The following is a 23,846-nucleotide window of genomic DNA, read 5'->3' on the forward strand; positions in this document are numbered from 1 at the left end:
CTAGAGTAAAAAGATGAGAATAAAAATAGGAATTGAGGAGAAAATGTCCTCAATTCCTATTTCTCTACAATCTGGGGGCTAGATAAAAATATCTAGCCCTTTTTTTGTTTCTAACAGTTATTCACTCATTAATTCGAGCAATATTTGTGTCTGATAATTTTGAAGCTCGATTTGAAAATCTGTAAAATCGGGATTTCCAAAAGTCATACTTAAATCGATTTCATATGTTTCACCTTCTGGTACTACTTTTGGAAGGTTAGCTAATTTTACTTTTGAATTCAAAAGTATCCGATCAAACTCTTGGATCACTACCTGACTTGAAACCGCTAGAGACCTAACCATAGCTTCTGCGTCTTCAGGCACAACCTTTGAATGTAAATCTATCTCCCAATCCAATGCTTTTTGATAAATTTCAGAAATACGCGTCGCGACATAAACCAAGAAATCTAAATCTGAATCTTGTCCATCTTCCGCAAGAGCATGAGGTAAGGTCTTATTAATCAGTACTCCAAGAGAATCAACAATTTGCATCAGCTTCGTATTCTTATTTGTAATCCAAGTAAAAATATCTAAAGGTTCATCTAAGGAATCTGTAGGATCAATGAAAATTTTATACTCCAAATCTCTTCTTCTATCTGATAATTGTTCGAATTTATCTCGTAATACTTGAAAGAAGAATTGGTACTCCCACAACGGTTCGGTCTGTTCTAATGCTAGCTTAACAGCAGCTGCACTTTGGTTTAGAACACGAGGAGGTAGTCTTGATTCCGTAAATTTGTTCCTAATCATTAACGAGTCCTGAAACAGATATGAGAATTGATATTTTATCTGACTACAAATCTCTTGAGCAGTTTCATATCCATAGACCCAGACATTCTCCTTATTCATCAATTCATCAACAAAAGTAAAGAGCTCATTGGTATCGACCATAGATGAATAGTTCCCATCGGGATTATCTCTCCAAATTGGAAGAGTAGAAATAATCCTCTTGTCAACAAATGTATAGATGGGGATTCCCTTTTCTTTTGCTTGTAAATATTCTAGATTTGTAACGGATTTTCCATTTTCTGTAATATAGCCATATTTACCACCAATAATCAGAATAAGAATGTCCGCTCGTTCCTTCACTACTCTTAAACAATTATCGACAGTTCCTAGTGCAGGATCAAGAGGAAAGGATTCAAATTCAGAAAGAAGCGCTTCGAGTCCCATTTCATCCTCAAGAGTTTTTCTGATATCAACTCTAATTTGCTTTAAGTCGTAACAAGTTGAGCTAACAAAAACAGTAGGTCTTTTAGCATAGTTATTAAACATAGGATCTCCTTAAAAAGTTTTAGTCTTATTCAGATTATACAGTAATTTTTCTACTAGAAACATAGGTGAAGGTTCCAATTTGCATCAAAATGTCGAAAGGCTTTTCGTTTTCAAATACTCAACGACGTTATCATAATTAGTGAATTGCTTTTACACTACCACCAAGTTGACTTAATGCTTTGAAAATAACACAATTATCACTAGTCAGCATTTCAATATCACAACTAATTTTGATAATCCTGTGCTGAGAATGAAATCCTTTGAAGGAGGTTTTATGAAGGGAAAGAATCGTAGTCCAACAACAGTCATTTTAGAAAAATTTGAGGGAATGGAGAAAAAATATGAATAGAATAGTACGCAAGGCAACCACGTTGTTCACCCTAACAACAATCGTGGTTGCTTTTTTTATTAATCCAGTATTGACGCTCGCTGCTACTGTCACCGATCAACCCGTCGCAAATTATTCCTCTTCTTGGTATCTCAGTCGTTTTGGTGGCCTGCATTGGACAGATGAATCTGTTTGGATGAAACGAGTCGATGGTGTTCCAGCTTTTTGTATCGAGCATGGAGTGAGTCTAACACCTGGTTCAGACTTTCAACCATCGGAATTAACTATTGCTGAAAAGGATCGTTTGTCACTAATTGCTTATTACGGCTATCAACAGAATCCAACCAATGATAATTATGGGATGACACAATTTATGGTTTGGCAAGAGCTCGGGGATCAACTCATCTCGACAAACTTACCAAACTATGAAGCAAGGAAAAATGAAGTGCTGGCGAAGGTCAATCGCCACAACCTCAAACCAACCTTCAATGGGCAAACAGTTGAACTCAACGTTGGTGATTCTATTACGCTGACTGATAATGCCGGTGTGTTAAGTAATTACCGCAACTTAGTAGAGAATTCTGCAAACCTAAAAGTAGAAAAAAATGGCAATACGCTAAAACTAACGGCTCAAGAAAATTCGAAAGAAACAGGGAAGTTAGAGTATGCGATTGCAAGTAATGAAAATATTGGTCAAAGCTTTGTCTATAACAAGGCTGGTCAACAAAAAGTCGCTACCTTCAAATTGGCGAATGGTGGAACCTTCAGCCTGAACATCAAAGTGAATCTCAACGGAAACGTTAGAGCTAAAAAGATTGATCAAGATACAGGTGCAGCCCTACCTAATGCCAAACTGAAGTTTGAATACAATGGTCAGTCCAAAGAAATCACAACTGGCGATGATGGTCTTGCTCAATTGAATGACATCAAAGCTAGCACCAAAGTCAAAATCACCGAAGTCACTGCGCCAAACGGTTATGTGAACAAAGGTGAACTCAAAGAAGTGATCATCAAGCCAAATCAAACCCTTGAAGTCATTCTGAACAACAAAGAACAACTCGGCCAAGTCAACCTAAGCAAGGTGGGTCGTGAATTCGGTTCCTCTATGTTTAATCAGTATTATCACTTAGATGGAGCGGTCTATGGTGTCTACACAAAAGATGGCGCCAAGGTTGGTACAATGACGACTGATACTGCCGGAAAAGCCCAACTTGGCAACTTAAAGTTAGGTTCTTATTATGCAGTAGAAGAAAAAGCACCAGAAGGTTACTTACTGAATGAAGAAAAAATTCCTTTCGAATTGACTTATGCGGGTCAAGCCGTTGAAATCACGCATACAAACATCGATGCGACAGACCAAGAACAAAAAGGCTCAGCCATCTTGAAAAAAGAAGATGAAAAAACTGGCACAAAACCACAGGGGGCTGCTTCATTAGATGGCGCGGTTTATGAACTTTATCGTGTGTCGAATGATGAACGAATCGCAACAGTCACCATCAAAAACGGAAAAGCTCAAGTGGATAATTTGCTGCTAGACGATTACTACTGGATGGAAAAAACAGCGCCAGAAGGCTATCAATTGGACAGAACAAAACTTCCTTTCCAATTAACTTATGCTGGTCAAACGGTGGAAACTACCACAGAAACTGTTACGGCGAAAGAAAAGGTCATCACAGGTGGGTTCGACCTTATCAAATTTGGTAACTATGATTGGAAAGATAAAAAAGGGAAAATCAAACCTTTAGAAAACGTAGAATTTTCGGTTACAAGCGACACCACTAAAAAAGTTGTTGCCACTGGTAAAACAGATAAGGAAGGCTATCTGAAGTTTACTGCTCTACCTTATGACACCTATACCGTAAAAGAAATCAAAACACCTGAAGGTTATGAACCGATTGAATCTTTTAAGGTAACGATTCGTACGCAAAATGAAACCCATCACTATGCACTAGAAAACAAAGTCATCGAAGAAAAACTCAAAGTCGTCAAAGTGGATGCTGAAACGGGTAAAACGATTCCTCGTAGTGACGCAGCCTTTAAAATCAAAGACAAACAAACGGGTGAGTTTGTGATCATGCCAAATCTCAATGATGAAGGCATGACAGATACGTTCTTTACCAATGAAAAAGGATTTTTGATCCTTTCTGAAGCCTTAGCCTATGGCGATTACGAACTGATCGAAGTTCAAGCACCTAACGGCTATGTTCTAGCAAAAGACCCACTGCCATTTAAAGTCGATGGCTCCCATGATGGTTTGATCGAAATCAAATTTAAAGACAAATCACAAAAAGGGGTAGCCGTTTTAACGAAACATGCCAAAACCCCATTAGGCACTGAAAAAACGGATTCGGATTATGGTGATCTATACTCCTTTGTTTTTGATGATCAACTAGCAGCGGGTGTCACTTTTGATATTGAAGCGGCGGAAGATATTATCACCAATGACGGAACGATTCGTGCGAAAAAAGGCGAAGTAGTCGCTACATTAACGACGGATGAAAAAGGCGAGCTAACAACACCACTTCTTTATTTAGGAAAATACCAAGCGATTGAGAAATCCGCTCCAAGTGGATTAGTGATTGATGCAACACCGATTCCGTTTGAATTAACCTATGCCGGACAACAAGTAGATCTGACTTCTACGACTATCACTGCTTACAATGAATTTCAATCGCTACTAATTAAACTCTATAAGAGTCAAGAATCGATTGATTCTTGGGATGAGAACAAGCCAGAAATTAGTTTGGAAGATGGTAATGATCAGGTCTTTGGACTCTTCACTCGTGAAGAAAAAGTCTTAAGCGAAGTTTTAACAGTACCTGCTAATGCGTTGGTTGGATTTGCTACAGTTGAAAAAGGAGTAGCTACCTTTGATGTACAACTTCCTGAAGGAAACTACTATGCAAAAGAACTAGATGCAGGCGAAAACCATGTGCTAGATGAAACAGAATATGATTTTACTTTTACAGCGAAGGATAATCAATCGGTCCAAGAAATCGAGATTTGGAAAGACCGAGTATTTTACGGTCAAAAACAAATTAACACGAAAATCACTCGGACAGCAATTCTTAACCAGTTACATTTGAACGAGTTCCAATTCAAGAAAGTGAACGAAAAAGCCACATTAGAAGAGAAAAATGGCTATCTGTTTGAGTATACCGATCCTGCCGAAGGAGCAGTATTCACCTTGGAAGATGAAGAAGGTGCAATCCTTCAAACCATTACCATCGACAAAGACTCTATTGGAACCGTGAAGAATCTACCCGTTGGTACTTTCTATTTGAAAGAGAAACAAGCTTCCAGTGATTCCTTTGTTCTTTCTGATCAAGTGATTCGCTTGGTTTCTACGAAAGACGGTGTCCAAGCATTTGATGAGGAGGATGCATCATTACCGACTGATTCAGAGAATAATTTGCTATTTGAAGTGAAGAACCATCTTGCAAAAGGCACTTTGGAATTGACGAAAAAGGATGTGAGTACGGGTGAACTATTGCCAAACACAGGTATTCAAATTCTAGATCAAAATCAAACAATCGCTACGGAAGGTCGAACCAATGAACAAGGCGTCTTCACTTTCGAGAACTTACCGAAAGGAACTTATTACTTTAGAGAGTTCGATGCACCAGAAGGTTATCAACTAGATGAGTCTCTTCATCAATTTGAAATCAAAGAGGACGGTGAAATCGTGAAAGCAGAACTAACCAATCAAAAAATTGAACCAGAGAAAACATTGCCACAAACCGGTGAAAAACAATCAATCATCCTTGTACTTCTTGGCTTGGGTACACTAGCTTTTGCCGGAACGTTGTATCGCTACAAGAAAAAAGCCAAAACTAATTAATATGGAAGTCACACAACTATCGATGCATTTAGTGGAAACGGTCGATTCTCCTGTCTTAATGACGGGAGAATTGGTACTGGATCACCAATTAGTCATCAAAGAAGTGGCTTTGTGTCGCTCCAAATATGACCGATACTACTTGCAATTTCCAACGATGAATAATCTACGTGTGGTGCATCCTATACAACAAAACTTCTACCAACGTTTATTAGAAACAGTCATGGCGGATTATCATCGAAAAGTTGCCTTAACTGGGAGGAAAGCCCGTGACCAAACTCTATGAAATACAATTTATTGATGAAGTCAGTGTTCAGCAAGAACTAGCGAACTTACTAGAAAATTCTATTGATGTCATTCAAGAAACAAGAAAAGCACTGTTAGTCGCTGCCTACCAAGTTCAAGAGCGGCGGCGCTTAACCAATCACATTTTCAAAGAACACCAGGTCATTCAAGTACAAGAAAATGATCTACTGTGGGCCTATTATTGCCCGGAGAAAACCAAGAATCATCGAACTGCCTTTCGAAGTTTCTTAGTGAAGCAACGCTATCATCGAAAGAACAAGATGATCTTAGTGGTCCACCCCACATATGAACAATCCAAACAATGGTTCGATTTGAATCAATTATAAAACAAGGAGATTACTATGGAACTAAAATACATCATTCCTAACATGGAAAAGACATTCGGCACATTAGAATTTGCAGGGGAAGCTTCTGTCGAAAGTCGCCGAGAAGACGGACGCTTAAAAGTCTTATCTCGCACTTATCACCTGTACTCATCAGTACAAAAAGCCGATCAAGTAACAGTGACTATACCAGCGATTGCCGGAGAGATCGATTTTGATTACGAAACCAAGGTACGACTAGTTGAACCCAAGATTTCAGCGGTTGGCTATAAAATTGGTGAAAGTGCCTTTACGAATTATGTTTTAACCGCCGAAAACATTGTGAAAGCCTAAAAGAAAGAAGGAAAAAGAATGAGATTAGCAGAAGGAATTATTGTTGATAACGAAAAAACATTTGGCACGTTGAAGTTTTCCGCGTTACGTCGGGAAGTATTTGAACGCGGATCGGATGGTGAAGTCACCGAGCAAGTCAAAGAACGGACGTATGACTTAAAGAGTTCAGGTCAGAAACAAATGATCCAGGTGAGTGTACCTTCCGATATTCCATTAAAGGAATTTGCTTACAATGAAGAAGTCTTGCTGGTAGATCCTATTATCGATACAGTAGCAAATCCTACATTTCGAGGGGCTGATGTCGACTGGTATATCAAGTGTGCAAATATTGTTCCTGCAAAGAAACCGAACCAACAACCGAATCAAAAAAATGCATAAAAGAAAGGACCGTGAGCGTAGTGTAAAATCTACGCCCTTTTTGCGTGATTTATGAGACAAGTAACTATTATTTGGTTTGATCAATTTCTAGATGATTACAGGCGCTATACTAAGCCAGAATATCAAAAAAGTGAAACAGAGATTTTAGAAAAATTCAGTGAGCTAGATGATAACGTTGAATTTTTCGTCCTTTCAGTTGCTGAAGAATTAACTGTAGATGGTCAAGCTCGAATGTTTCGCTTTTATCTTGTCAAAGATGACCAACAAGACGCTATGCAGTATGACGGTTGGATAGATGTCTAAGTGGTTAAAATGGATCAATCCATTTCTCTATATAAAAAATCGTGGAAAAAGAATTCGTCCCAAAGATAAGAATCTAGTTTTCTCCACATTTATCAGTATCTTAGGACCACTATTTGTTGGGGAACTAATTCTTGTTTATCAAAAACAAGTACTCAGATTTTTCAGCAGTTCGTTACCGTTATTCGAGCGGATTAATGAAGCGATCCAACAAGTACATTGGCAAAAACTACTTCTAGTGAGTGGGATCGCTGTAATATTTTGCCTACTAGTCGCTTATTTCTTATTTCTCTTATTTCCAGACTGGTATCGGCAGTTGAAGCATCGACAAAAACTTGCTCGAATGATTTTACAAAATCATTGGTATGAGGTCGAAACCGTGCAGCAGGAAGGGTTCTTTAAAGACCTCTCTTCAACAAAAAGCAAAGAAAAGATTACTTACTTTCCTAAAATCTTTTATCGGATGGAACGCGGCTATTTGATTATTTCCGTTGAGATTTCACTGAACAGCTATCAAGATCAATTGCTTCATTTAGAAAAGAAGCTGGAAAGTGGCTTGTACTGCGAACTGGTGGATAAGGAACTGGAAGAATCCTTTGTTGTTTATACCTTACTCTATGACACAATAGCCAATCGCATCAGTATTGATGAGGTCAAATCGGAGAATGGCCGCTTGCGTCTGATGAAGAATGTCTATTGGGGTTATGACCAATTGCCGCATATGTTGATAGCTGGTGGAACGGGTGGCGGGAAGTCCTATTTCATCCTCACACTCATTGAGACACTCTTACAAACGAATGCGAAGTTGTATATTTTGGACCCGAAAAATTCCGATTTAGCTGACCTTTCGATTGTTTTACCACATGTTTATTACCGCAAAGAAGAAATGTTAGCAGCTCTTAATGAATTCTACGAAAAGATGATGGCTCGAACAGAAACCATGAAACAAATGGACGGCTACAAGACAGGTGAAAACTATGCCTACTTAGGTCTTCAGCCACATTTCCTTATCTTTGATGAGTACGTGGCTTTTATGGATATGTTGGGTCGCGAAAGCAATGAAGTGATGAATAAAATCAAGCAAATTGTGATGCTGGGTCGGCAAATGGGCTTCTTTATTATCCTATCTTGTCAGCGACCCGATGCGAAATATCTAGGTGATGGGATTCGTGATCAATTTATGTTTCGCGTCGCATTGGGACGAATGAGTGAGCTGGGTTACAGCATGATGTTTGGTGAGACCAACAAGGACTTCTTTCAAAAACGAATCCGAGGACGCGGTTATGTCGATTCTGGTAATAGTGTTATTAGCGAATTTTACACACCTTTAGTACCGAAAGGCCATGACTTTATTCAAACGATCCAAAACATTTACGAACAAAAAAATACCCTCATGTTTCAACATGAAGAACAGGAGAACGAACGATAAGATTTATTGATTTATTTGCAGGTGTCGGTGGATTTCGCTTCGGGATGGAGCGCGCTGGACACACTTGTGTTGGTTATGTAGAATGGGACAAATTTGCCCGAAAAAGTTATGAAGCAATCCATCAAGTCAAAGATGAATGGACGCGGCATGACATTACTAAAATTACAAATGAAGAATGGAAGGAATTACATGGAAGAGTTGATATCATCTGCGGAGGCTTCCCGTGTCAGGCATTTAGTATCGCCGGAAAAAGAAAAGGATTTGAGGACACTCGAGGAACAATGTTTTTCGAAATTGCCCGTGCCACCCAACAAATCCAACCACAATTTCTGTTCCTTGAAAACGTCAAAGGGTTACTCAATCACAACAAAGGGAACACGTTTCGTACAATCCTCTCCACGCTTGATGAACTGGGGTATGATGTCGAATGGTGTGTATGTAACAATAAGTGGTTTGGAATTCCGCAAAACCGAGAACGTACCTTCATTATCGCACGTCTTAGAGGAAGTGGTCGATCCGAAATATTTCCTGTCCAACGAAAAGACCCGGCAGCTGTTGAGAACGATATAAAACGTGTCAATACTGCGAAGAAAGCAAAAGAGCTTCCTGGTTATGACACGACGAAACGATTTTATGATGTTTCGGGTATTTCCCCGACCCTTACGACCCGAGAAGAACCAAAAATACTGGTGGTTGGGAACCTCAATCCTAGCGAACGCGGAATGAGTGGGAAAGTTTATCGTAGCGAGGGCCTTAGCCCCACCCTCACCGCCGGAACAGGAGAGGGGCCTAAAATCCTCTTATCCTCAGACGACTTGAAAAAATTGAATAATCATCCAAAAGTAGCGACTGCCTTGTCATCAAAAGAGAGGCAGTCTCTTTTTGTTAAAGAGGCAACTAAGAAGGGTTATGCCGAAGCGCAACCTGGTGACAGTGTCAACATCGCTTTTCCCACATCTAAGAACCGTCGTGGTCGGGTTGGTAAGCAACTTGCCAACACCATTGTTACAAATGATTCTCAAGGAGTAGTGACAAACGAAATGCGAATACGAAAGCTAACACCACAGGAATGTTGGCGGTTGCAGAGTTTTCCAGATTGGGCATTTGAACGAGCGGAAAAAGTCGTCTCTGCTAGTCAATTATACAAACAAGCTGGTAATAGTGTTGCACAGGAAGTTGTTTATCAGATTGCTTTGCACGCATTTAATTAGGAAAGAGTGGAATCAAATGAGTTATGATGAATTGATTTATACGCTATACAAACTCGCTAGAGAAACCAATGATGAAGAATTACAGGGATGGTTATTGGATGTCGGATTCTTAGTGAAAAAGAATGGCATCCGAGGTTTGGTTGATGACCCCAATATTGATCCTGAAGATGAGATTCATTTTGATGACTTGATTAGTAAATTACAGACAATGTCAGATATTGCGAAAAACAAGTCGGATAAAATGAAAATTGATGGCCTTAGGAATACTTTGGTTTCGGATGGGATTGATGGTTTTATAAAATAGTAAGTAAATACACTAAATTTTGAACATGGATATTAAATAGGCAAAACATGCTTAACTAGAGTCAAAACGTAAAGAAGGTCGAGCGCCTGCCTGTGTGTTACATATGAAAAACTAGTTTTTGTTCATTTGTAGCAGAATAGTATGATAAAATAAAGTAAATCTAATGACGAATGAGTTAGAAAAGTGGTGTGATAATGGAACGTGACTTTGAATATCTTGTTGGTAAATATGGCGAAGCGGGTGCACGAGACATTTTTGAGAAAATATGTGTTAGTCTATTCCAATGTCTATATGGCCCAAAAAGCAAAACTGTAAAACCATCACAGGGAGATGGCGGATTAGATGTACTTGTTGGAGATCTTCCGAAAACTGAAAAAGTTTACCAGTGTAAGTTTTTCCTGAAAAAAATTGGTGATTCCCAAAAGCAACAAATAAGAGAATCTTTTAAGACCGTTACAGAGAAATATGATGTTTCTGAATGGTATTTATGTCTTCCAACCATTTTAACTGAAAAAGAGCTACTTTGGTGGTCGAAATGGAAAAACGATAGAGAAAATGAAACGGGCATAAAAATAGAACTTTGTGATGGTAGCTATCTAATTAATAACCTGAAAAAGCATGAGCTATATACTGAAATCTTCGATGATGATATAAGAACTCAATTAGATTTGATTCTCTCAGAGCTAATCACACAGAGACAAAAAATTATGGAAGAGATTCTTTACGGAATAGATGATATTGAAAATTTGGATGAAGAATACAATGATTTTATATTTGTTAAAATGCTTGAAAGTGCTAATATTACTGAGATTAACGATCGCAAAATAGAATTTTTTAATGCCGAAATATCAAGGCAAGAAAGTATTAGTAAAGATGAAGTTGCGGGATTAAGAGTATACAATAATCTAAAATCAAAAATATTTTCACTCTGGCAAACACAATATCGTGAACATAAGCATCCATCAGATGGTAATAACTTATTAAACAAAATGTACCTTAGAGTGGAAGATTTAGAGTCTACAACCTTAGCTTCAACTAGTGAATATACTCTTTTATCAAAAAAAGGTATACTTCATCATTTAGCCAATGACAAAAAAATCGGATGGATTGAAGATTATCTGACAAAACTTACTGAATACATGGGGAATGCGGAATGAAAGAAATCATTAAAGGCATCACTTTCCAAGAATACTACTTGACAATTATTCGGTTATCAATATTTTTGGATTCTTTAGGTTTGGAACACAAAAAAAATACTTCTGAAAACAGATTGGTACTCTATGATTTTTATCTAAAATACCCAGAATTAACGAGTCAAGATAATCCTAAATTTGACTTTGATACAAAGTACTCGTATTTTCATTGGAAGCCTAATTACAAACTATATTCTGCTGTTCTCGCAGATTTATTAGGTAGAGGTTTGATTACTTATTCTGATGCTAGTAAGTGTTATTATATTACTGATGCAGGTAGGGTTTTCGTGTCTGAATTAAACACTACCTACATCGAAACTGTTACTGAGTTAAGTAAGTATGTTATAAAAAACATTTGTAAACTCAGCGAAAAAGCGATTGTATCAGATATAGATAAAACACTCTTAAAGAAAAGGAGTTCTTTGATATGAAGTTATTTTTAAAGACTTTTAGATTGATTGGTGCAGAAAAAAATTATGAATTTGATTTTAAACCTGGCCTGAACTTTATTTCTGGACCAACATCTACTGGTAAGACTACAATCCTAGAGCTTATTGATTACGCTTTTGGTGCTGAAAAACACAAGTTATACATTGAAGTTGGAAATAAATGCTCTGATATTGAGCTAGAAATCATCTTAGAAGATACTCTTTATAAAATCAAGAGAACTCTGTTCGAGTTCAGTTTGCCAGTTTTAGTGGAAATTTTCGATGATGAGAGCCAAAGATTTGTGCAGTTTGGGATATTTGATGTTGAAAACCCCAGTAACGAAAATTCACTTTCAAATTTTCTTTTATCAAAATTAGGTTTAAGCGGAGTTAAAATCTCAAATCAAACCTTCAGTTTTCGAGATTTATTCAAATTTTCTTATTTAAAGCAGACGAAAATTGATAGTGAAGACATGCTTTCTGAAAGTAATTGGGCAAAATTTAATAAAGAAAAGGCAACCTTTGAAATAATTTTTAATTTCTACGATACTTTGCTAGGGGAGTTGAAAGCTACTCTAAAAAAGAAAAGAGAGGAATTAAAAGAAGAAAGATTAAAGTATTTTGGCATTGAGGATTTTCTAAAAAGCTCTGGGATTGAAAACTTTGAATCTGTTAGACTACGACAAGCAGAAATTAGAGAACGGATTTCAGAGTTAGATAGTTTTTTGTTAGAGACTAAAGAGAAGATAGGAGAACAATCGTCTAAAAGTGAAGTCTATGCTCTCAGCAAATCTACGATGGAGAAAAAGCAAACACAGAAAAGGCTTACAACAGAATTACAAGATCAAGATCAATATATTCAAAAACTACGCATGCTTTTTAACCAATATGAGAATGACATAGAAAAAATTGATGCTGCGATTATGGGCATAAAAGAGATTAATAAGTTTGAGTTTATTTTATGTCCTAACTGTTTAAAGCCTATAGAAGATCATGTTGGATTAGACAGCTGTAGCCTTTGTGGAAATAGTATGGATGATTTAGTTGAAAATACTCTGATTTTGAAAAATGAGCGAAGGAGTATCGTTCGTAAAAGAAATGAACTTGACAAACACATACTGTTAGAAATGGAAAGAAGAACACAGATATATAAAAGGAGTCATTCATTAGCAAGTAGCATCCTTCAAGATGAAAGATTATTAAATGAATTAACTGAGAAATATGTGAACCCTTTCGTATCAGAAATAAGTCTAAGTAATATGGAACTAGGGAAACTATACAAAGAAATGGATGAACTTGACGATAGTCTAAGATTTATTAAGGAACTAAATCGTTTGGCTGTACTTCTAGTAGCTAAAGAAAGAGAAGTAAGCAGCTTGAGAGAGCAAGTTGAAGAACAATCTGTTCTAAATGATAAATCTGTCGTCATGAAAAGTTTATCTAGTAAATTTGAAGAAATTTTACAAATTTTCAAATTTCCTAAATTGGAAGGTGCCTACATTAATACAAAGAATTATTTACCTTATGTTAGAGGGCGAAAGTACAATGAATTAGGCAGTTTAGGAGCCGTCACTTTAATAACTATGGCTTATTACCTTTCAATACTAGTTGAAAACACGAATTACCAAGGTAATCATCTGAATCTATTGATGATAGATACTCCAAGAAAGAATTTAGGAATTTCATCGTCTAGTGAAGAATTTCAGGATGAGGAAATTTACAACTCTATTATTAGATACTTTATACAATTAGATAAGGAGTTTGCAGAGCAAATTCAATTGATTGTTATCAATAATGGTTATCCAGACTTCTTACCACAAGAAGACATTATTTTAGAGTTTTCGTCTAATGGGCAAAATGGACTAATTGACGATGTCTAACTCTCTATATTTATTTAAATTCATAATATTTACGTAATAACATCCCCCTAAGCAAGCAACAGCCGCCGCTGCACCCCAGTGCTAAGCGGCGAGCTGGAAGCTTGCCTTTGTGGCGCGCTTGCGCGCCGCAAAGTAAAAACCCCCAGTATCTAACTAGGGGGGTAGTAAAGACAATACAAACAATTGAATAATCGCTTGAAAGTTAGGGTTACCAAGACTTTCAGCTACTTTTTACAGATGGGAAATAGAATCATTTATTTCTCATCTTTTTTATTTGGAGGGAAACATTGAACTTTGGAAATATTCTACGTGAGAAACGAGAACTATATGAAGTATCCCAACAACGTTTAGCGGTGGCTAGTCAAAAATCAAGACGTTATATCAGTATGATTGAAAACGGACAATATGAACCGTCCGATACAACGAAAAAAGTGTTGCTCCAAGCGTTGGAACAATTAAACCCTGACAATGAGTTGTCTTTAGTTTTTGACTATGTTCGCTTACGCTTTGATACCCATGATGAAAAACATATCATCGAGAATGTACTAAAAATTAAAATGAAGTATATGCTGTATGAAGATTACGCCTTCTATGGATACATTGCCAAGTACGTCTTTGGTCATATCCAAGTGATGATCTCTCCGGAAGAAGATGACAAAGGAACATTAATTGAATTAAAAGGTCAAGGCTGTCGTGAATTCGAGAGCCTTCTTTTGGCGCAAAATCGCTCTTGGTTTGATTTCTTTATGCGTTGCGAAAAGGAAAAAGTGCACTATAAGCGAATTGATTTGGCAATTAATGATCGAGTCGGGCTTTTATCGATTCCCAATTTAGCTAAAAAGTGTAAGCGGAGGGAAATGACATCCAAGTTCCGTTCTTTTCAAGCGTTGGGTTCAGGAAAATTTACGAGTGAAGAAGAATCTTCCTTTGTTGGGAACACGTTGTATCTCGGTTCGTTGAAAAGTGACATCTACTTTTGCTTTTACGAAAAAGACATCGAACAAATGATCAAACGTGGGGTACCAATCGAAGAAGCAGTGATTAAAAATCGATACGAGATTCGCTTGAAAAATGATCGTGCCTATCACGCAATGCAAGACCTACTCATTTATCGAGATTGTGAGCGAACCATTTTTAATATCATGACGTCCTACCTCACATTCCTAGAACCGAACAAAACGAAAAAGAAATCCAACTGGCCGATAGATGCTTCTTGGCAAGTCTTCATTGGGAAGAATCGAGAGAAAATCAAATTGACGACACAACCAAAACCTGTCGAACTTAGCCGAACCTTGCTTTGGCTACAACGCCAAGTTGCTCCCACTTTGAAGATGTTGTTACTGATCGATCGTGAAAATGAGACCAGCAAGATCAATGACTTATTGAATGCGACTAGCTTATCAAAAAAGCATGAAAAACTAATTGAACAGCACACCACCTTGATCCAAGAACTCATTGCAAAGGAAGGTGATTGACTTGCTTCTTAGAAGGTTTGAAGAAAAGGAGAGTCCTTATGTATTCAATATCTACCTTTACGATGACGTATTGATCGGCATCGAAGAAGATTACAAATACCGACAACTGTCAGAAATGACTCCCTATGGTACACCGACCGATTATTTCAACTGGCGTCAAACACAAACAGGTTTTGGTAGTCTACTAGATATCCATGGAAAACCACTGCTCAAAGATCAGCCGCGATTCAAGTTTTATCGCGGCTATTTGAGTGAGGTCGCACAAGCAGAAAACATACCGATTCGAAAGTGGCACAATCGTGCGGGAAAGTAACTTAACACGTCGATTAAAGAAATGCGGTTTCTTATGTGGGATTGAAAGCTATGTTTATTACCGTACCATTGGTCATTTCACTACGCTCTATGTTGAAGGTGAAAAGGATGAAACTACCAAGAAGATTGTTTACAGCTTTTACAAAATGCGTATCTTTCCTAATGGAAAATCGAGTATCAAAGTCTATTGTGACCGCGTGGATATCCTCACGGTTGTTCGGCGGGTTGATTCCTATGCTTTGTATCTGAAAGACAACAAAAACAAGACAGGTCATTGGTTTACCTGAGCAGAAAAATCAAACTCTAGGAAAGGAAAACAAACACAAAAAATTGATGAAAGAAGGAACAAGATGAATTTTGGTCAAAATTTATTTAACTGGTTTGCCACCAATGCCCAGTCATTGGTATTACTAGCGATTGCCGTGATTGGTGTGTATTTAGGCTTCAAACGTGAATTCTCAAAACTGATTGGCTTTTTGATTGTCGCTGCAATTGCTGTAGGGTTAGTATTCAATACGGCTGGTGTCAAGGATGTCTTATTAAACATCTTTAACACGGTGATTGGTGGTTAACATGGCAATTAGTACCGATGAAATGAAAGTCTACATTGCCAATCTTGGCAAATACAAAGAAGGAGAACTGGTTGGCGCCTGGTTCTCCTTTCCCATTGATGAAGAAGAAGTTCAAGAAAAAATTGGCCTGAATGCGGAATACGAAGAATATGCGATTCATGATTACGAGTTGCCGTTTCCTATTAATGACTACGCTTCGATTGATCGCTTGAACCATCTTTATGAAAAGCTCCAAGAGATTGAAGGCACACCTCTCTATGAGGAATTAAAAGAAATTCAACGTAGCTGGTTTTCAGATATTGATGAATTGGTTGAGCATAGTGACGACATCATCCACTATGCCGATTGTGATTCCATGAGTGAGGTGGCGCAGCAATACATCGAAGAAACGGGTGCGCTGAGTGCCTTGCCTGAAAATTTGCGCTACTATTTCGACTACCAAGCACTTGGTCGGGATATGGAAATTGAGGGCAACTATCTCGTTACCTCTCATGGCATATTTGAATACAATAATTAAACACTAGGCAGATCGATTATCGGTCTGCCTTTTTTACAAGGAGGACAACATGTATCAGTACAAAATAATGAACAACGAACGACTGACCGAAGAAATTGATAATTTACTTTCTTTCCCATTGTTAAAAGAACAAATCAAGCAAAAGCTCTTTGAAACCATTGTTTCAGATGCCAAAGAGAACTGTGAGTACTTAACACCTGAAAAGCTGTTTGAAGAAAAGGAATACGGGGTTTGGTTTCATACGGTCAACTATCCGGAGTTCAAGAAGAACATTGCGCGCTATGACACCTTTATTATCTATCGTTGTGTGTTGGCGGATAACCGACAAGAGATTCTTATCACACTAGAATAGGAGGTACATCATGAAAAAAATTCGTAGCTATACGAGTATTTGGAATGTCGAAAAAGTCATTTATGCCATCAATGATTTGAAGCTGCCGTTTCCGATCACCTTTAACCAAATGACTTGGTTTGTTCTCACTTTCTTCTTTGTCATTTTCTTTGCAAAGCTACCACCTTTACTGTGGATTGACGGTGCGCTATTGAAATACCTCGGAATTCCTGGATTTGTGGCTTGGTTCATGTCACAAAAATCTTTTGACGGCAAGAAACCAGTGGGCTTTATTCGATCCATTTTCCGTTACTATTCCGCACCAAAAGTTACCTATGCAGAGAAAAAGGTCAACAAGCAAACAGTAACGATTCAAGAAAGTATTACCTATGTAAGGAGTGAAGCGATTGAGCTTTCCAATTAAATACTTAGAAAATAACTTGGTTTTTAATGAAGACGGGGAATGCTTTGCTTACTATGAGCTGGTTCCTTTTAACTATTCTTTTCTAAGTCCTGATGAGAAATACAAAGTAAACGACAACTTTCGCCAATTGGTTGCGCAGTATCGAGAAGGAAAAATCCACGCGCTACAGCTAAGTGCGGAGTCGAGTATCAAAGAAGTGCAAGAACGTTCAAAGGCGGTGGTAAAAGGGAAACTAAAAGAGGCGGCTCTTCAACATATTGATGGACAGACCGAAGCGCTGATTGATTTGATTGGGGAACATCAAGTCGATTATCGCTTTTTTATTGGCTTCAAGCTGATTTTAACGGATCAAGAAGTCAATTTGAAAAATATCTGGAATGAGTTTGTGTTAGGTATCCAAGATTTTGTTCATGGAGTCAATCATCAATTGATGGGTGATTTTGTCCAGATGCCCGCAAATGAAGTCGCACGTTTCCAAAAAATTGAACAACTACTGGAAAACAAATTGTTACGCCGGTTTCAGTTTCGCCCATTAGACAAAGATGACTTCGGCTATATTCTCGAACACTTACATGGCAATGATGGCTTGGCCTATGAGGAATACAGCTATCATCTACCTAGTGAAGAAACCGATGGACAAAGACGAATCAAGCGGTATGACCTAATCAAACCCACTCGCTGCCTGATTGAACAAAAACAACGGTACTTAAAATTAACCAATGAAGATACTGAACTCTATGTGTCTTACTTTACGATTAATTCAATTGTTGGTGAGTTAGATTTTCCCCATAGCGAACTGTTTTACTACCAGCAACAACAATTTTCTTTTCCCATCGACACCTCCATGAATATTGAAGTGGTGCCAAATCGTAAAGCCTTGTCTACGGTTCGTAATAAGAAGAAAGAACTAAAAGATTTGGATAACCATGCCTGGGAAAGTGACAATGAAACAGCCAATAATGTGGTGGAAGCCTTGGATTCGGTTAATGAACTAGAAAACACCTTAGACCAAACCAAAGAATCGATGTACAAACTAAGCTATGTGATTCGTGTTTCTGCCCCAACATTAGATGAACTCAAGAAGCGTTGTAATGAAGTGCGAGATTTCTACGATGATTTCAACGTGAAGTTGGTGCGGCCTTTTGGCGATATGCTTGGACTACACGGAGAATTCATTCCGTCTGCCAAACGTTTTATGAATGACTATATCCAATATGTCACCAGTGATTTCATTTCTTCTTTAGGTTTTGGTGCGACCCAAAGTTTAGGAGAACGAGAAGGCATTTATGTCGGATTCAATGTGGATACTGGACGGAATGTCTTTATCAAACCCGACTTGGCCGCACAAGGGATCAAAGGGACAACGACGAATGCATTAGCTGCGGCTTTTTTAGGCAGTCTTGGTGGTGGGAAATCCTTCTCCAACAATTTACTCGTTTACTACGCAGTATTGTTTGGGGGTAAAGCGGTTATTCTTGATCCAAAATCCGAACGTGGCAATTGGAAAGATGACTTGGTGCATATTGCCGATGAAGTCAACATCATCAACCTGACTAGTGAGGAGAAAAACCGTGGTTTACTCGATCCCTTTGTCATTCTAGAAAACGTTAAAGACTCCGAAAGTTTAGCGATTGATACCTTGACCTTTTTAACTGGTATTTCTTCACGAGATGGTGAGCGATTCCCCACTCTTCGTAAAGCGATTCGGACGGTGGCGCAATCAGATCAGCGTGGGTTGCTTTGTGTGATTAATGAATTAAGAAATGAGAATTCGCTGATTGCCAATGGCATTGCGGATCATATTGAATCTTTTGTCGATTATGATTTTGCCCAGCTCCTGTTCAGTGATGGCAATGTGGAGAATACCATTAGCTTGGACAAGCTATTAAACGTCATTCAAGTAGCGGATTTGGTGTTGCCGGATGCCAATACAACGATGGAAGAATACACGACGATGGAAATGTTAAGTGTCTCAATGTTGATGGTCATCAGCACCTTTGCATTAGACTTTATCCATTCCGACACTTCGATCTTTAAAATTGTCGATTTGGATGAAGCCTGGAGTTTCCTACAAGTGGCACAAGGAAAAACTTTGTCCATGAAGTTGGTTCGTGAAGGTCGAGCAATGAACGCCGGCGTTTATTTTGTCACTCAAAATGCCAATGACTTACTGGACGAAAAGATGAAGAACAATATCGGCATGAAGTTTGCTTTTCGTTCAACGGATATCAATGAGATCAAGAACACCTTGGAGTTTTTCAGCTTGGATAAAGAAGATGAAGGTAACCAGAATCGCTTGCGTAACCTCGAAAACGGACAAGCACTATTCCAAGACATTTGGGGACATACAGACGTGATTCAATTTGACTATATTTTTGAACACCTGTTTGACGCCTTTGATACAAGACCGCCCATCACTGGGGGTGAGTAAGTGAAGAAGAAAAAAATCGTGAAGATACTGATTGGAATCATCGGTGTCTTCTTTCTTTTGGCTGTTCTTTCTATTTCAGCTCATGCCACTGGATTGATTGATGACACGATTGATACGGCAAACAACTACTCTCGCTATCCAATCGACAATTACCAATTGGATTACTTTGTAGATTCTAGTTGGGACTGGTTGCCGTGGAATTGGGGAGATGGGATTGGAAAGTCTGTCATGTTTGGACTCTATTCGTTGACCAATTTTGTTTGGTTGATCAGTATCTACTTATCAAATGCCACAGGATACTTGGTTGGGGAAGCCTATTCGTTAGATTTTATCAGCGATACAACCGAAGCAATTGGTCGAAACATTCAAACCTTAGCAGGAATCAATGAAAATGGCTTTATGGCAACTGGTTTCTATCCTGGATTGATCCTGTTGTTAATCCTTATTATGGGGATTTATGTAACTTATACTGGCTTAATCAAGCGAGAAACGACACGAGCAGTGGGAGCAATGGTCAGTTTCATAACCATTTTCGTTTTGTCGGCTTCTTTTATTGCCTACTCCAGCAGTTACATTGCCCGAATCAATGAATTCAGTGCCGATATCAGTAATGCGGCCTTAGATGTTGGGTCAAGAATGACCACACCAAGTACTAACGCATCTGGCAAAAGTAGTGTGGATGCGATTCGTGATTCTTTGTTTGATATTCAAGTGAAACAGCCTTGGATGATTCTACAATATGGGGATTCCAATCTTGAAACAGTGGGTGCGGATCGTGTGGCGGAATTAGAGGCAACCAGTCCTTTTCAAAACAAAGGGAAAGACCGTACCGAGATTATAAAAACCGAGATCAATGAGTTGGAAAACGACAATATGACCATTACCAAAACAGTAAATCGTTTGGGAGTCACAGTCTTTATCTTTCTCTTCAATCTCTTGATATCGGTGTTTGTCTTCATCTTAACGGGGATCATGATTTTCTCGCAGCTGTTGTTTATCATTTTTGCGCTTTTTCTACCCATCAGCTTCTTATTATCTATGATCCCAAGCTTTAATCATTTGATGAAGACGACCATTATGCGTCTATTCAATGTCATCATGATGCGAGCTGGCATCACCTTGGTCTTAACCGTTGCTTTTTCGTTATCCTCAATGGTTTATTCCTTAACGGCTTCCCAACCGTTCTTTATTGTCGCTTTTATGCAAATTGTCATCTTTGCCGGTATCTACTTCAAATTGAATGACTTAATGGGCATGATGGCGTTGAGTAGTGCGGATTCGCAAGGGACCGGTAGTCGCGTCATGCGTCGACCCAAACAAACCGCAAGAAGAGTGTTTCGGAAATTGGCTATCGGAGGATTGGCACTTAAGGGTTTGGGTTCCATGAGAAATGAGAAGAAGAACAAGCCAACCAATAATCCTGAAAACAAGGAGAATTCCGAAAATCGTTCTAATCGGAATAGTTCGAACCAGCAACGAAGTAATACACGAACCAATACGCAAAACCAGACAGAACAAACGAAACAGAAAACAGGCTACCCAATACGAAGATATAACAATGACTCAACGTCAAATGTCCAGCAGCAAAAACAAACAAATTCAAAAAATAGAAAAGGACCAGAATTAACTCCACCCAAAACACAGAGAAGAAGTAACTCACAGCCACTAAATGAGAAACAACGAGAAAATCAAAAGCAATCGCAGCGGAGGATGGCAAAAACACGAAGTCTTGCGGCACCCAATCGAAAAGCGACACCAACAAACAAGGTGTTAGTTGATTCGTCCAATAAAGCAGTCAATAACAATAAAAAGCCCCAACGAGTACCATCTGATTTGAATCAATCCAAGACAGTGAAACGTCAAGATCCATCGCCTGTAACTAAGAAAGGACCACAAAACGAATCGGTACCAAGAGGACGTGCGCATCAACGCGTATTGAAGACAAAACAAAAGACAACTGTGACTAGCAAAGTCAAAGAAACCAAGAAATTAAGTGGCAAAGGAACGAAACGCCGATGAAGAGCATCCTAAAGTTCACGGCCCCGTTATTGGCATTTTTTTGCCTTTTTTTCTTTTTGCTTTTTGGTGTCATCGTTATGGGGGAAGAAGACAGTAACTCTTCTTCGATTGGAGAAATTGGTTTGAACCTATCGCCAGAAGTTTTGCGCTACCAATCGTTGGTCGAAAAGTATTGTAAGGAATTTGATATACCTGATCACGTCAAAACCATTCTTGCCATCATGCAAGTCGAAAGTGGGGGCAAAGCAGAAGATGTCATGCAGAGCTCAGAAAGTTTAGGACTGCCACCAAACTCATTGAGTACGGAAGAGTCGATACGACAAGGGTGTAAATACTTCTCTGAATTAATCCGAAGCATCGAAGCACAAGGCTGTGATTTGAATACGGCCATCCAGTCCTACAACTATGGTGGAGGCTTTATTGGGTATGTGGCTACACGAGGGAAAAACTACAGTTACGAATTGGCTGAAAGTTTTTCAAATGAGAAATCAGGGGGACAACGTGTGACGTACACGAATCCGATTGCCATACCGATTAATGGTGGTTGGCGCTACAACTATGGCAATCAATTTTATGTGAAATTGGTGGAACAATATTTAATCAGCGCCACGTTCGATGACGCAACCGTTCAAATGATCATGGATGAAGCATTAAAATACCAAGGTTACCCGTATGTATTCGGTGGCAGCAATCCTCAAACGTCTTTCGACTGTAGCGGACTTACACAATGGTGTTTTGCCAAGGTTGGTATCAACTTACCACGGACGGCTCAAGCACAGTACGGCGTAACGCAACACATCTCATTAAGTGAAGCAAAACCTGGTGACTTAGTCTTTTTCCATTCCACCTATGCTACATCAGACTACGTGACACATATTGGTATCTATGTCGGAAATAATCGCATGTATCATGCCGGAGATCCCATTGGTTATACAGACTTAACGGAAGCTTATTGGCAAGCACATTTAATTGGTGCTGGAAGAGTACAATAAATTTGAGAGGAAATGAAAACGATGAAAGAAAAAGTAAAACACGTTGGTTTAAGAAAGAATACAACCATTTTTCTGTGGGCACTCCTAATTGGTAGTGTCCTTTTTGGTGTCTACAAGAATTTCACTGCAATTGATCAACACACGGTTCACGAAGAAAAAGTCATCGAAATGAAGCTAGTGGACACCAATAAAATTGAAAGTTTTGTCCAAAACTTTGCGCAGGAATTTTACACTTGGGAACCGAATCAAGAGCAGCTGGACGCACGAATGGAAAGATTGAAAAACTATTTGCCTGAGAATCTACAACAAATGAATCAAGAAATGATTCGTTCCGATATCCCTACGAAGTCTACTGTAAACAAGGTTCAAATTTGGGAAGTGGGAGCAATCAACGAATCATACTATAAAGTGTTGTACTCTGTAAACCAAGTGATTGAAGAAAGTATTGGAGAGGAAGTAGAAAGACGCGGCGTAGAATCTGCATTCTCAGTAACAGTACGCATCAACAAACAAAACCAATTAGTCCTACTTACAAATCCAGTAATGGCTTCTCTTCCATCAAAATTAGAAGTCAAAAATGATCCATTACAAGATGACTCAACCATCACGCAAGAAACAAAAGAAGAAATCAAAACATTCTTGACCACTTTATTTATTGCTTATCCGTCTGCTAGTGAAACAGAATTACTCTATTATGTTGAAGATACAAACATCCAAGGAATCAACAAGAACTATGTCTTCTCTGAACTAAAATCGATTAATTATTTTGAGGATGAAGAGGGCGTGAAAGTGAAAACGGCCGTTTCCTACTTGTCACCCGATACAAAGGCTACACTAGTTTTTGATTATGAGTTAGTCTTGAAAAAGAATCAAAAGAATTGGGTTATTTTAGATGGGATTTAGGCTTACAACTTATTTTAGTCCTGATAAAATAGAAAGAAAACAAAGGAGTGATTAAAAGATGACTATTTCTTTTTGTATCGGATGGCTACTAGTCGGGATTATCGATTTTGTCCTTTATAAGATAATGAAAAGAACTAAAAGTACATTATTATGGTTACTGGTAAACGGATTAATTCTGTTTCTTTCACTTGTTTTTTGTATCGGATCGTTTATCATTTTGAGGTTTATTATAAAGTGAATTGAGTTCGATCAGTTATTTTTTTGTGATAAGACTTTAATTTGTATACGCTAGGCCATAGTTGATT

General features: G+C 38.4%; 24 protein-coding genes. 23 read left to right on the top strand and 1 reads right to left on the bottom strand.

All coding sequences use genetic code 11. The features are described from left to right. Window positions 1–117: 117 nt before the first annotated feature. Complete coding sequence (locus tag IGI49_RS02420; protein ID WP_429963205.1) at window positions 118–1,314, bottom strand: DUF4062 domain-containing protein; 1,197 nt, start codon at window positions 1,312–1,314, stop codon at window positions 118–120. Between the two features lie 341 nt (window positions 1,315–1,655). Between IGI49_RS02420 and IGI49_RS02425 the strand changes: the two genes are divergently transcribed. The 23 genes from IGI49_RS02425 to IGI49_RS02535 all read left to right on the top strand — a co-directional run bounded on the left by IGI49_RS02425 (window position 1,656) and on the right by IGI49_RS02535 (window position 23,541). Then, entirely contained in the window at window positions 1,656–5,483 is a 3,828-nt protein-coding gene (locus IGI49_RS02425; RefSeq protein WP_429963206.1) for a SpaA isopeptide-forming pilin-related protein, read from the top strand. 1 nt (window position 5,484) lies between these two features. Further along, window positions 5,485–5,766, top strand: coding sequence for a hypothetical protein (locus tag IGI49_RS02430; RefSeq protein WP_429969588.1), 282 nt, complete (start codon window positions 5,485–5,487; stop codon window positions 5,764–5,766). Beyond that, a complete protein-coding gene (locus IGI49_RS02435; RefSeq protein ID WP_429963208.1) occupies window positions 5,750–6,112 on the top strand; it encodes a hypothetical protein in 363 nt (120 codons plus the stop codon). Before IGI49_RS02430 ends, IGI49_RS02435 begins: the two co-directional genes overlap by 17 nt. Window positions 6,113–6,127: 15 nt before the next feature. Further along, window positions 6,128–6,442, top strand: coding sequence for a YdcP family protein (locus tag IGI49_RS02440; RefSeq protein ID WP_429963209.1), 315 nt, complete (start codon window positions 6,128–6,130; stop codon window positions 6,440–6,442). A gap of 18 nt (window positions 6,443–6,460) precedes the next feature. Further along, a complete protein-coding gene (locus IGI49_RS02445) occupies window positions 6,461–6,820 on the top strand; it encodes a YdcP family protein (protein WP_429963210.1) in 360 nt (119 codons plus the stop codon). Between the two features lie 51 nt (window positions 6,821–6,871). Further along, the gene (locus IGI49_RS02450) at window positions 6,872–7,123 is read left to right on the top strand and encodes a hypothetical protein (RefSeq protein ID WP_429963211.1); all 252 of its coding nucleotides are present in this window, start codon (window positions 6,872–6,874) and stop codon (window positions 7,121–7,123) included. 31 nt (window positions 7,124–7,154) lie between these two features. Beyond that, a complete protein-coding gene (locus IGI49_RS02455; RefSeq protein WP_429964955.1) occupies window positions 7,155–8,549 on the top strand; it encodes an FtsK/SpoIIIE domain-containing protein in 1,395 nt (464 codons plus the stop codon). Next, window positions 8,546–9,760 (top strand): DNA cytosine methyltransferase, encoded by a 1,215-nt coding sequence (locus IGI49_RS02460; RefSeq protein ID WP_429964956.1) that lies wholly within the window; start codon window positions 8,546–8,548, stop codon window positions 9,758–9,760. Before IGI49_RS02455 ends, IGI49_RS02460 begins: the two co-directional genes overlap by 4 nt. 16 nt (window positions 9,761–9,776) lie before the next feature. Then, the gene (locus tag IGI49_RS02465; RefSeq protein WP_429963212.1) at window positions 9,777–10,064 is read left to right on the top strand and encodes a hypothetical protein; all 288 of its coding nucleotides are present in this window, start codon (window positions 9,777–9,779) and stop codon (window positions 10,062–10,064) included. A 194-nt stretch (window positions 10,065–10,258) separates the two neighbouring features. After that, window positions 10,259–11,221: an ABC-three component system protein gene (locus tag IGI49_RS02470; protein WP_429963213.1), complete on the top strand. Its 963-nt coding sequence runs from the start codon at window positions 10,259–10,261 to the stop codon at window positions 11,219–11,221. Further along, window positions 11,218–11,688: an ABC-three component system middle component 2 gene (locus IGI49_RS02475; RefSeq protein WP_429963214.1), complete on the top strand. Its 471-nt coding sequence runs from the start codon at window positions 11,218–11,220 to the stop codon at window positions 11,686–11,688. The genes IGI49_RS02470 and IGI49_RS02475 overlap by 4 nt, the downstream gene beginning before the upstream one ends. After that, complete coding sequence (locus tag IGI49_RS02480) at window positions 11,685–13,565, top strand: AAA family ATPase (RefSeq protein ID WP_429963215.1); 1,881 nt, start codon at window positions 11,685–11,687, stop codon at window positions 13,563–13,565. The genes IGI49_RS02475 and IGI49_RS02480 overlap by 4 nt, the downstream gene beginning before the upstream one ends. Window positions 13,566–13,852: 287 nt before the next feature. Then, window positions 13,853–15,040: a replication initiation factor domain-containing protein gene (locus tag IGI49_RS02485; protein WP_429963216.1), complete on the top strand. Its 1,188-nt coding sequence runs from the start codon at window positions 13,853–13,855 to the stop codon at window positions 15,038–15,040. Then, window positions 15,033–15,353, top strand: a complete 321-nt coding sequence (locus tag IGI49_RS02490; RefSeq protein WP_429963217.1) for a hypothetical protein — start codon at window positions 15,033–15,035, stop codon at window positions 15,351–15,353. The genes IGI49_RS02485 and IGI49_RS02490 overlap by 8 nt, the downstream gene beginning before the upstream one ends. After that, a complete protein-coding gene (locus tag IGI49_RS02495; RefSeq protein ID WP_429963218.1) occupies window positions 15,340–15,639 on the top strand; it encodes a hypothetical protein in 300 nt (99 codons plus the stop codon). Before IGI49_RS02490 ends, IGI49_RS02495 begins: the two co-directional genes overlap by 14 nt. Before the next feature lie 63 nt (window positions 15,640–15,702). Further along, the gene (locus IGI49_RS02500; RefSeq protein ID WP_174127516.1) at window positions 15,703–15,924 is read left to right on the top strand and encodes a hypothetical protein; all 222 of its coding nucleotides are present in this window, start codon (window positions 15,703–15,705) and stop codon (window positions 15,922–15,924) included. Window position 15,925: 1 nt separating this feature from the next. After that, window positions 15,926–16,441 carry an antirestriction protein ArdA gene (locus IGI49_RS02505; RefSeq protein ID WP_429963219.1) on the top strand — a complete coding sequence of 172 codons (516 nt, stop codon included), beginning with the start codon at window positions 15,926–15,928 and terminating at the stop codon, window positions 16,439–16,441. 49 nt (window positions 16,442–16,490) lie between these two features. After that, window positions 16,491–16,793, top strand: a complete 303-nt coding sequence (locus IGI49_RS02510; protein ID WP_429963220.1) for a hypothetical protein — start codon at window positions 16,491–16,493, stop codon at window positions 16,791–16,793. Window positions 16,794–16,803: 10 nt separating this feature from the next. Further along, the gene (locus IGI49_RS02515) at window positions 16,804–17,196 is read left to right on the top strand and encodes a conjugal transfer protein (protein WP_429963221.1); all 393 of its coding nucleotides are present in this window, start codon (window positions 16,804–16,806) and stop codon (window positions 17,194–17,196) included. Continuing rightward, window positions 17,180–19,627, top strand: a complete 2,448-nt coding sequence (locus IGI49_RS02520) for an ATP-binding protein (RefSeq protein WP_429963222.1) — start codon at window positions 17,180–17,182, stop codon at window positions 19,625–19,627. The genes IGI49_RS02515 and IGI49_RS02520 overlap by 17 nt, the downstream gene beginning before the upstream one ends. Next, entirely contained in the window at window positions 19,628–21,646 is a 2,019-nt protein-coding gene (locus tag IGI49_RS02525; protein WP_429963223.1) for a CD3337/EF1877 family mobilome membrane protein, read from the top strand. It begins immediately after the preceding gene. Continuing rightward, window positions 21,643–22,638 (top strand): lysozyme family protein, encoded by a 996-nt coding sequence (locus tag IGI49_RS02530; RefSeq protein ID WP_429963224.1) that lies wholly within the window; start codon window positions 21,643–21,645, stop codon window positions 22,636–22,638. The genes IGI49_RS02525 and IGI49_RS02530 overlap by 4 nt, the downstream gene beginning before the upstream one ends. A 21-nt stretch (window positions 22,639–22,659) precedes the next feature. Then, window positions 22,660–23,541: a conjugal transfer protein gene (locus IGI49_RS02535; protein WP_429963225.1), complete on the top strand. Its 882-nt coding sequence runs from the start codon at window positions 22,660–22,662 to the stop codon at window positions 23,539–23,541. Window positions 23,542–23,846 lie beyond the last annotated feature (305 nt).

The organism is Enterococcus sp. AZ071, from assembly GCF_050499065.1.
Lineage (GTDB): Bacteria > Bacillota > Bacilli > Lactobacillales > Enterococcaceae > Enterococcus_A > Enterococcus_A ferrettii.

Excerpts from the sequence above, each read along its gene's own strand:
- IGI49_RS02440 (WP_429963209.1), top strand. The coding sequence starts at position 6,128 with ATGGAACTAAAATACATCATTCCTAACATGGAAAAGACATTCGGCACA.
- IGI49_RS02535 (WP_429963225.1), top strand. The coding sequence starts at position 22,660 with ATGAAAGAAAAAGTAAAACACGTTGGTTTAAGAAAGAATACAACCATT.
- IGI49_RS02505 (WP_429963219.1), top strand. The coding sequence starts at position 15,926 with ATGGCAATTAGTACCGATGAAATGAAAGTCTACATTGCCAATCTTGGC.
- IGI49_RS02480 (WP_429963215.1), top strand. The coding sequence starts at position 11,685 with ATGAAGTTATTTTTAAAGACTTTTAGATTGATTGGTGCAGAAAAAAAT.
- IGI49_RS02510 (WP_429963220.1), top strand. The coding sequence starts at position 16,491 with ATGTATCAGTACAAAATAATGAACAACGAACGACTGACCGAAGAAATT.
- IGI49_RS02465 (WP_429963212.1), top strand. The coding sequence starts at position 9,777 with ATGAGTTATGATGAATTGATTTATACGCTATACAAACTCGCTAGAGAA.
- IGI49_RS02420 (WP_429963205.1), bottom strand. The coding sequence starts at position 1,314 with ATGTTTAATAACTATGCTAAAAGACCTACTGTTTTTGTTAGCTCAACT.
- IGI49_RS02425 (WP_429963206.1), top strand. The coding sequence starts at position 1,656 with ATGAATAGAATAGTACGCAAGGCAACCACGTTGTTCACCCTAACAACA.
- IGI49_RS02515 (WP_429963221.1), top strand. The coding sequence starts at position 16,804 with ATGAAAAAAATTCGTAGCTATACGAGTATTTGGAATGTCGAAAAAGTC.
- IGI49_RS02500 (WP_174127516.1), top strand. The coding sequence starts at position 15,703 with ATGAATTTTGGTCAAAATTTATTTAACTGGTTTGCCACCAATGCCCAG.
- IGI49_RS02470 (WP_429963213.1), top strand. The coding sequence starts at position 10,259 with ATGGAACGTGACTTTGAATATCTTGTTGGTAAATATGGCGAAGCGGGT.
- IGI49_RS02530 (WP_429963224.1), top strand. The coding sequence starts at position 21,643 with ATGAAGAGCATCCTAAAGTTCACGGCCCCGTTATTGGCATTTTTTTGC.
- IGI49_RS02430 (WP_429969588.1), top strand. The coding sequence starts at position 5,485 with ATGGAAGTCACACAACTATCGATGCATTTAGTGGAAACGGTCGATTCT.
- IGI49_RS02475 (WP_429963214.1), top strand. The coding sequence starts at position 11,218 with ATGAAAGAAATCATTAAAGGCATCACTTTCCAAGAATACTACTTGACA.
- IGI49_RS02445 (WP_429963210.1), top strand. The coding sequence starts at position 6,461 with ATGAGATTAGCAGAAGGAATTATTGTTGATAACGAAAAAACATTTGGC.
- IGI49_RS02450 (WP_429963211.1), top strand. The coding sequence starts at position 6,872 with ATGAGACAAGTAACTATTATTTGGTTTGATCAATTTCTAGATGATTAC.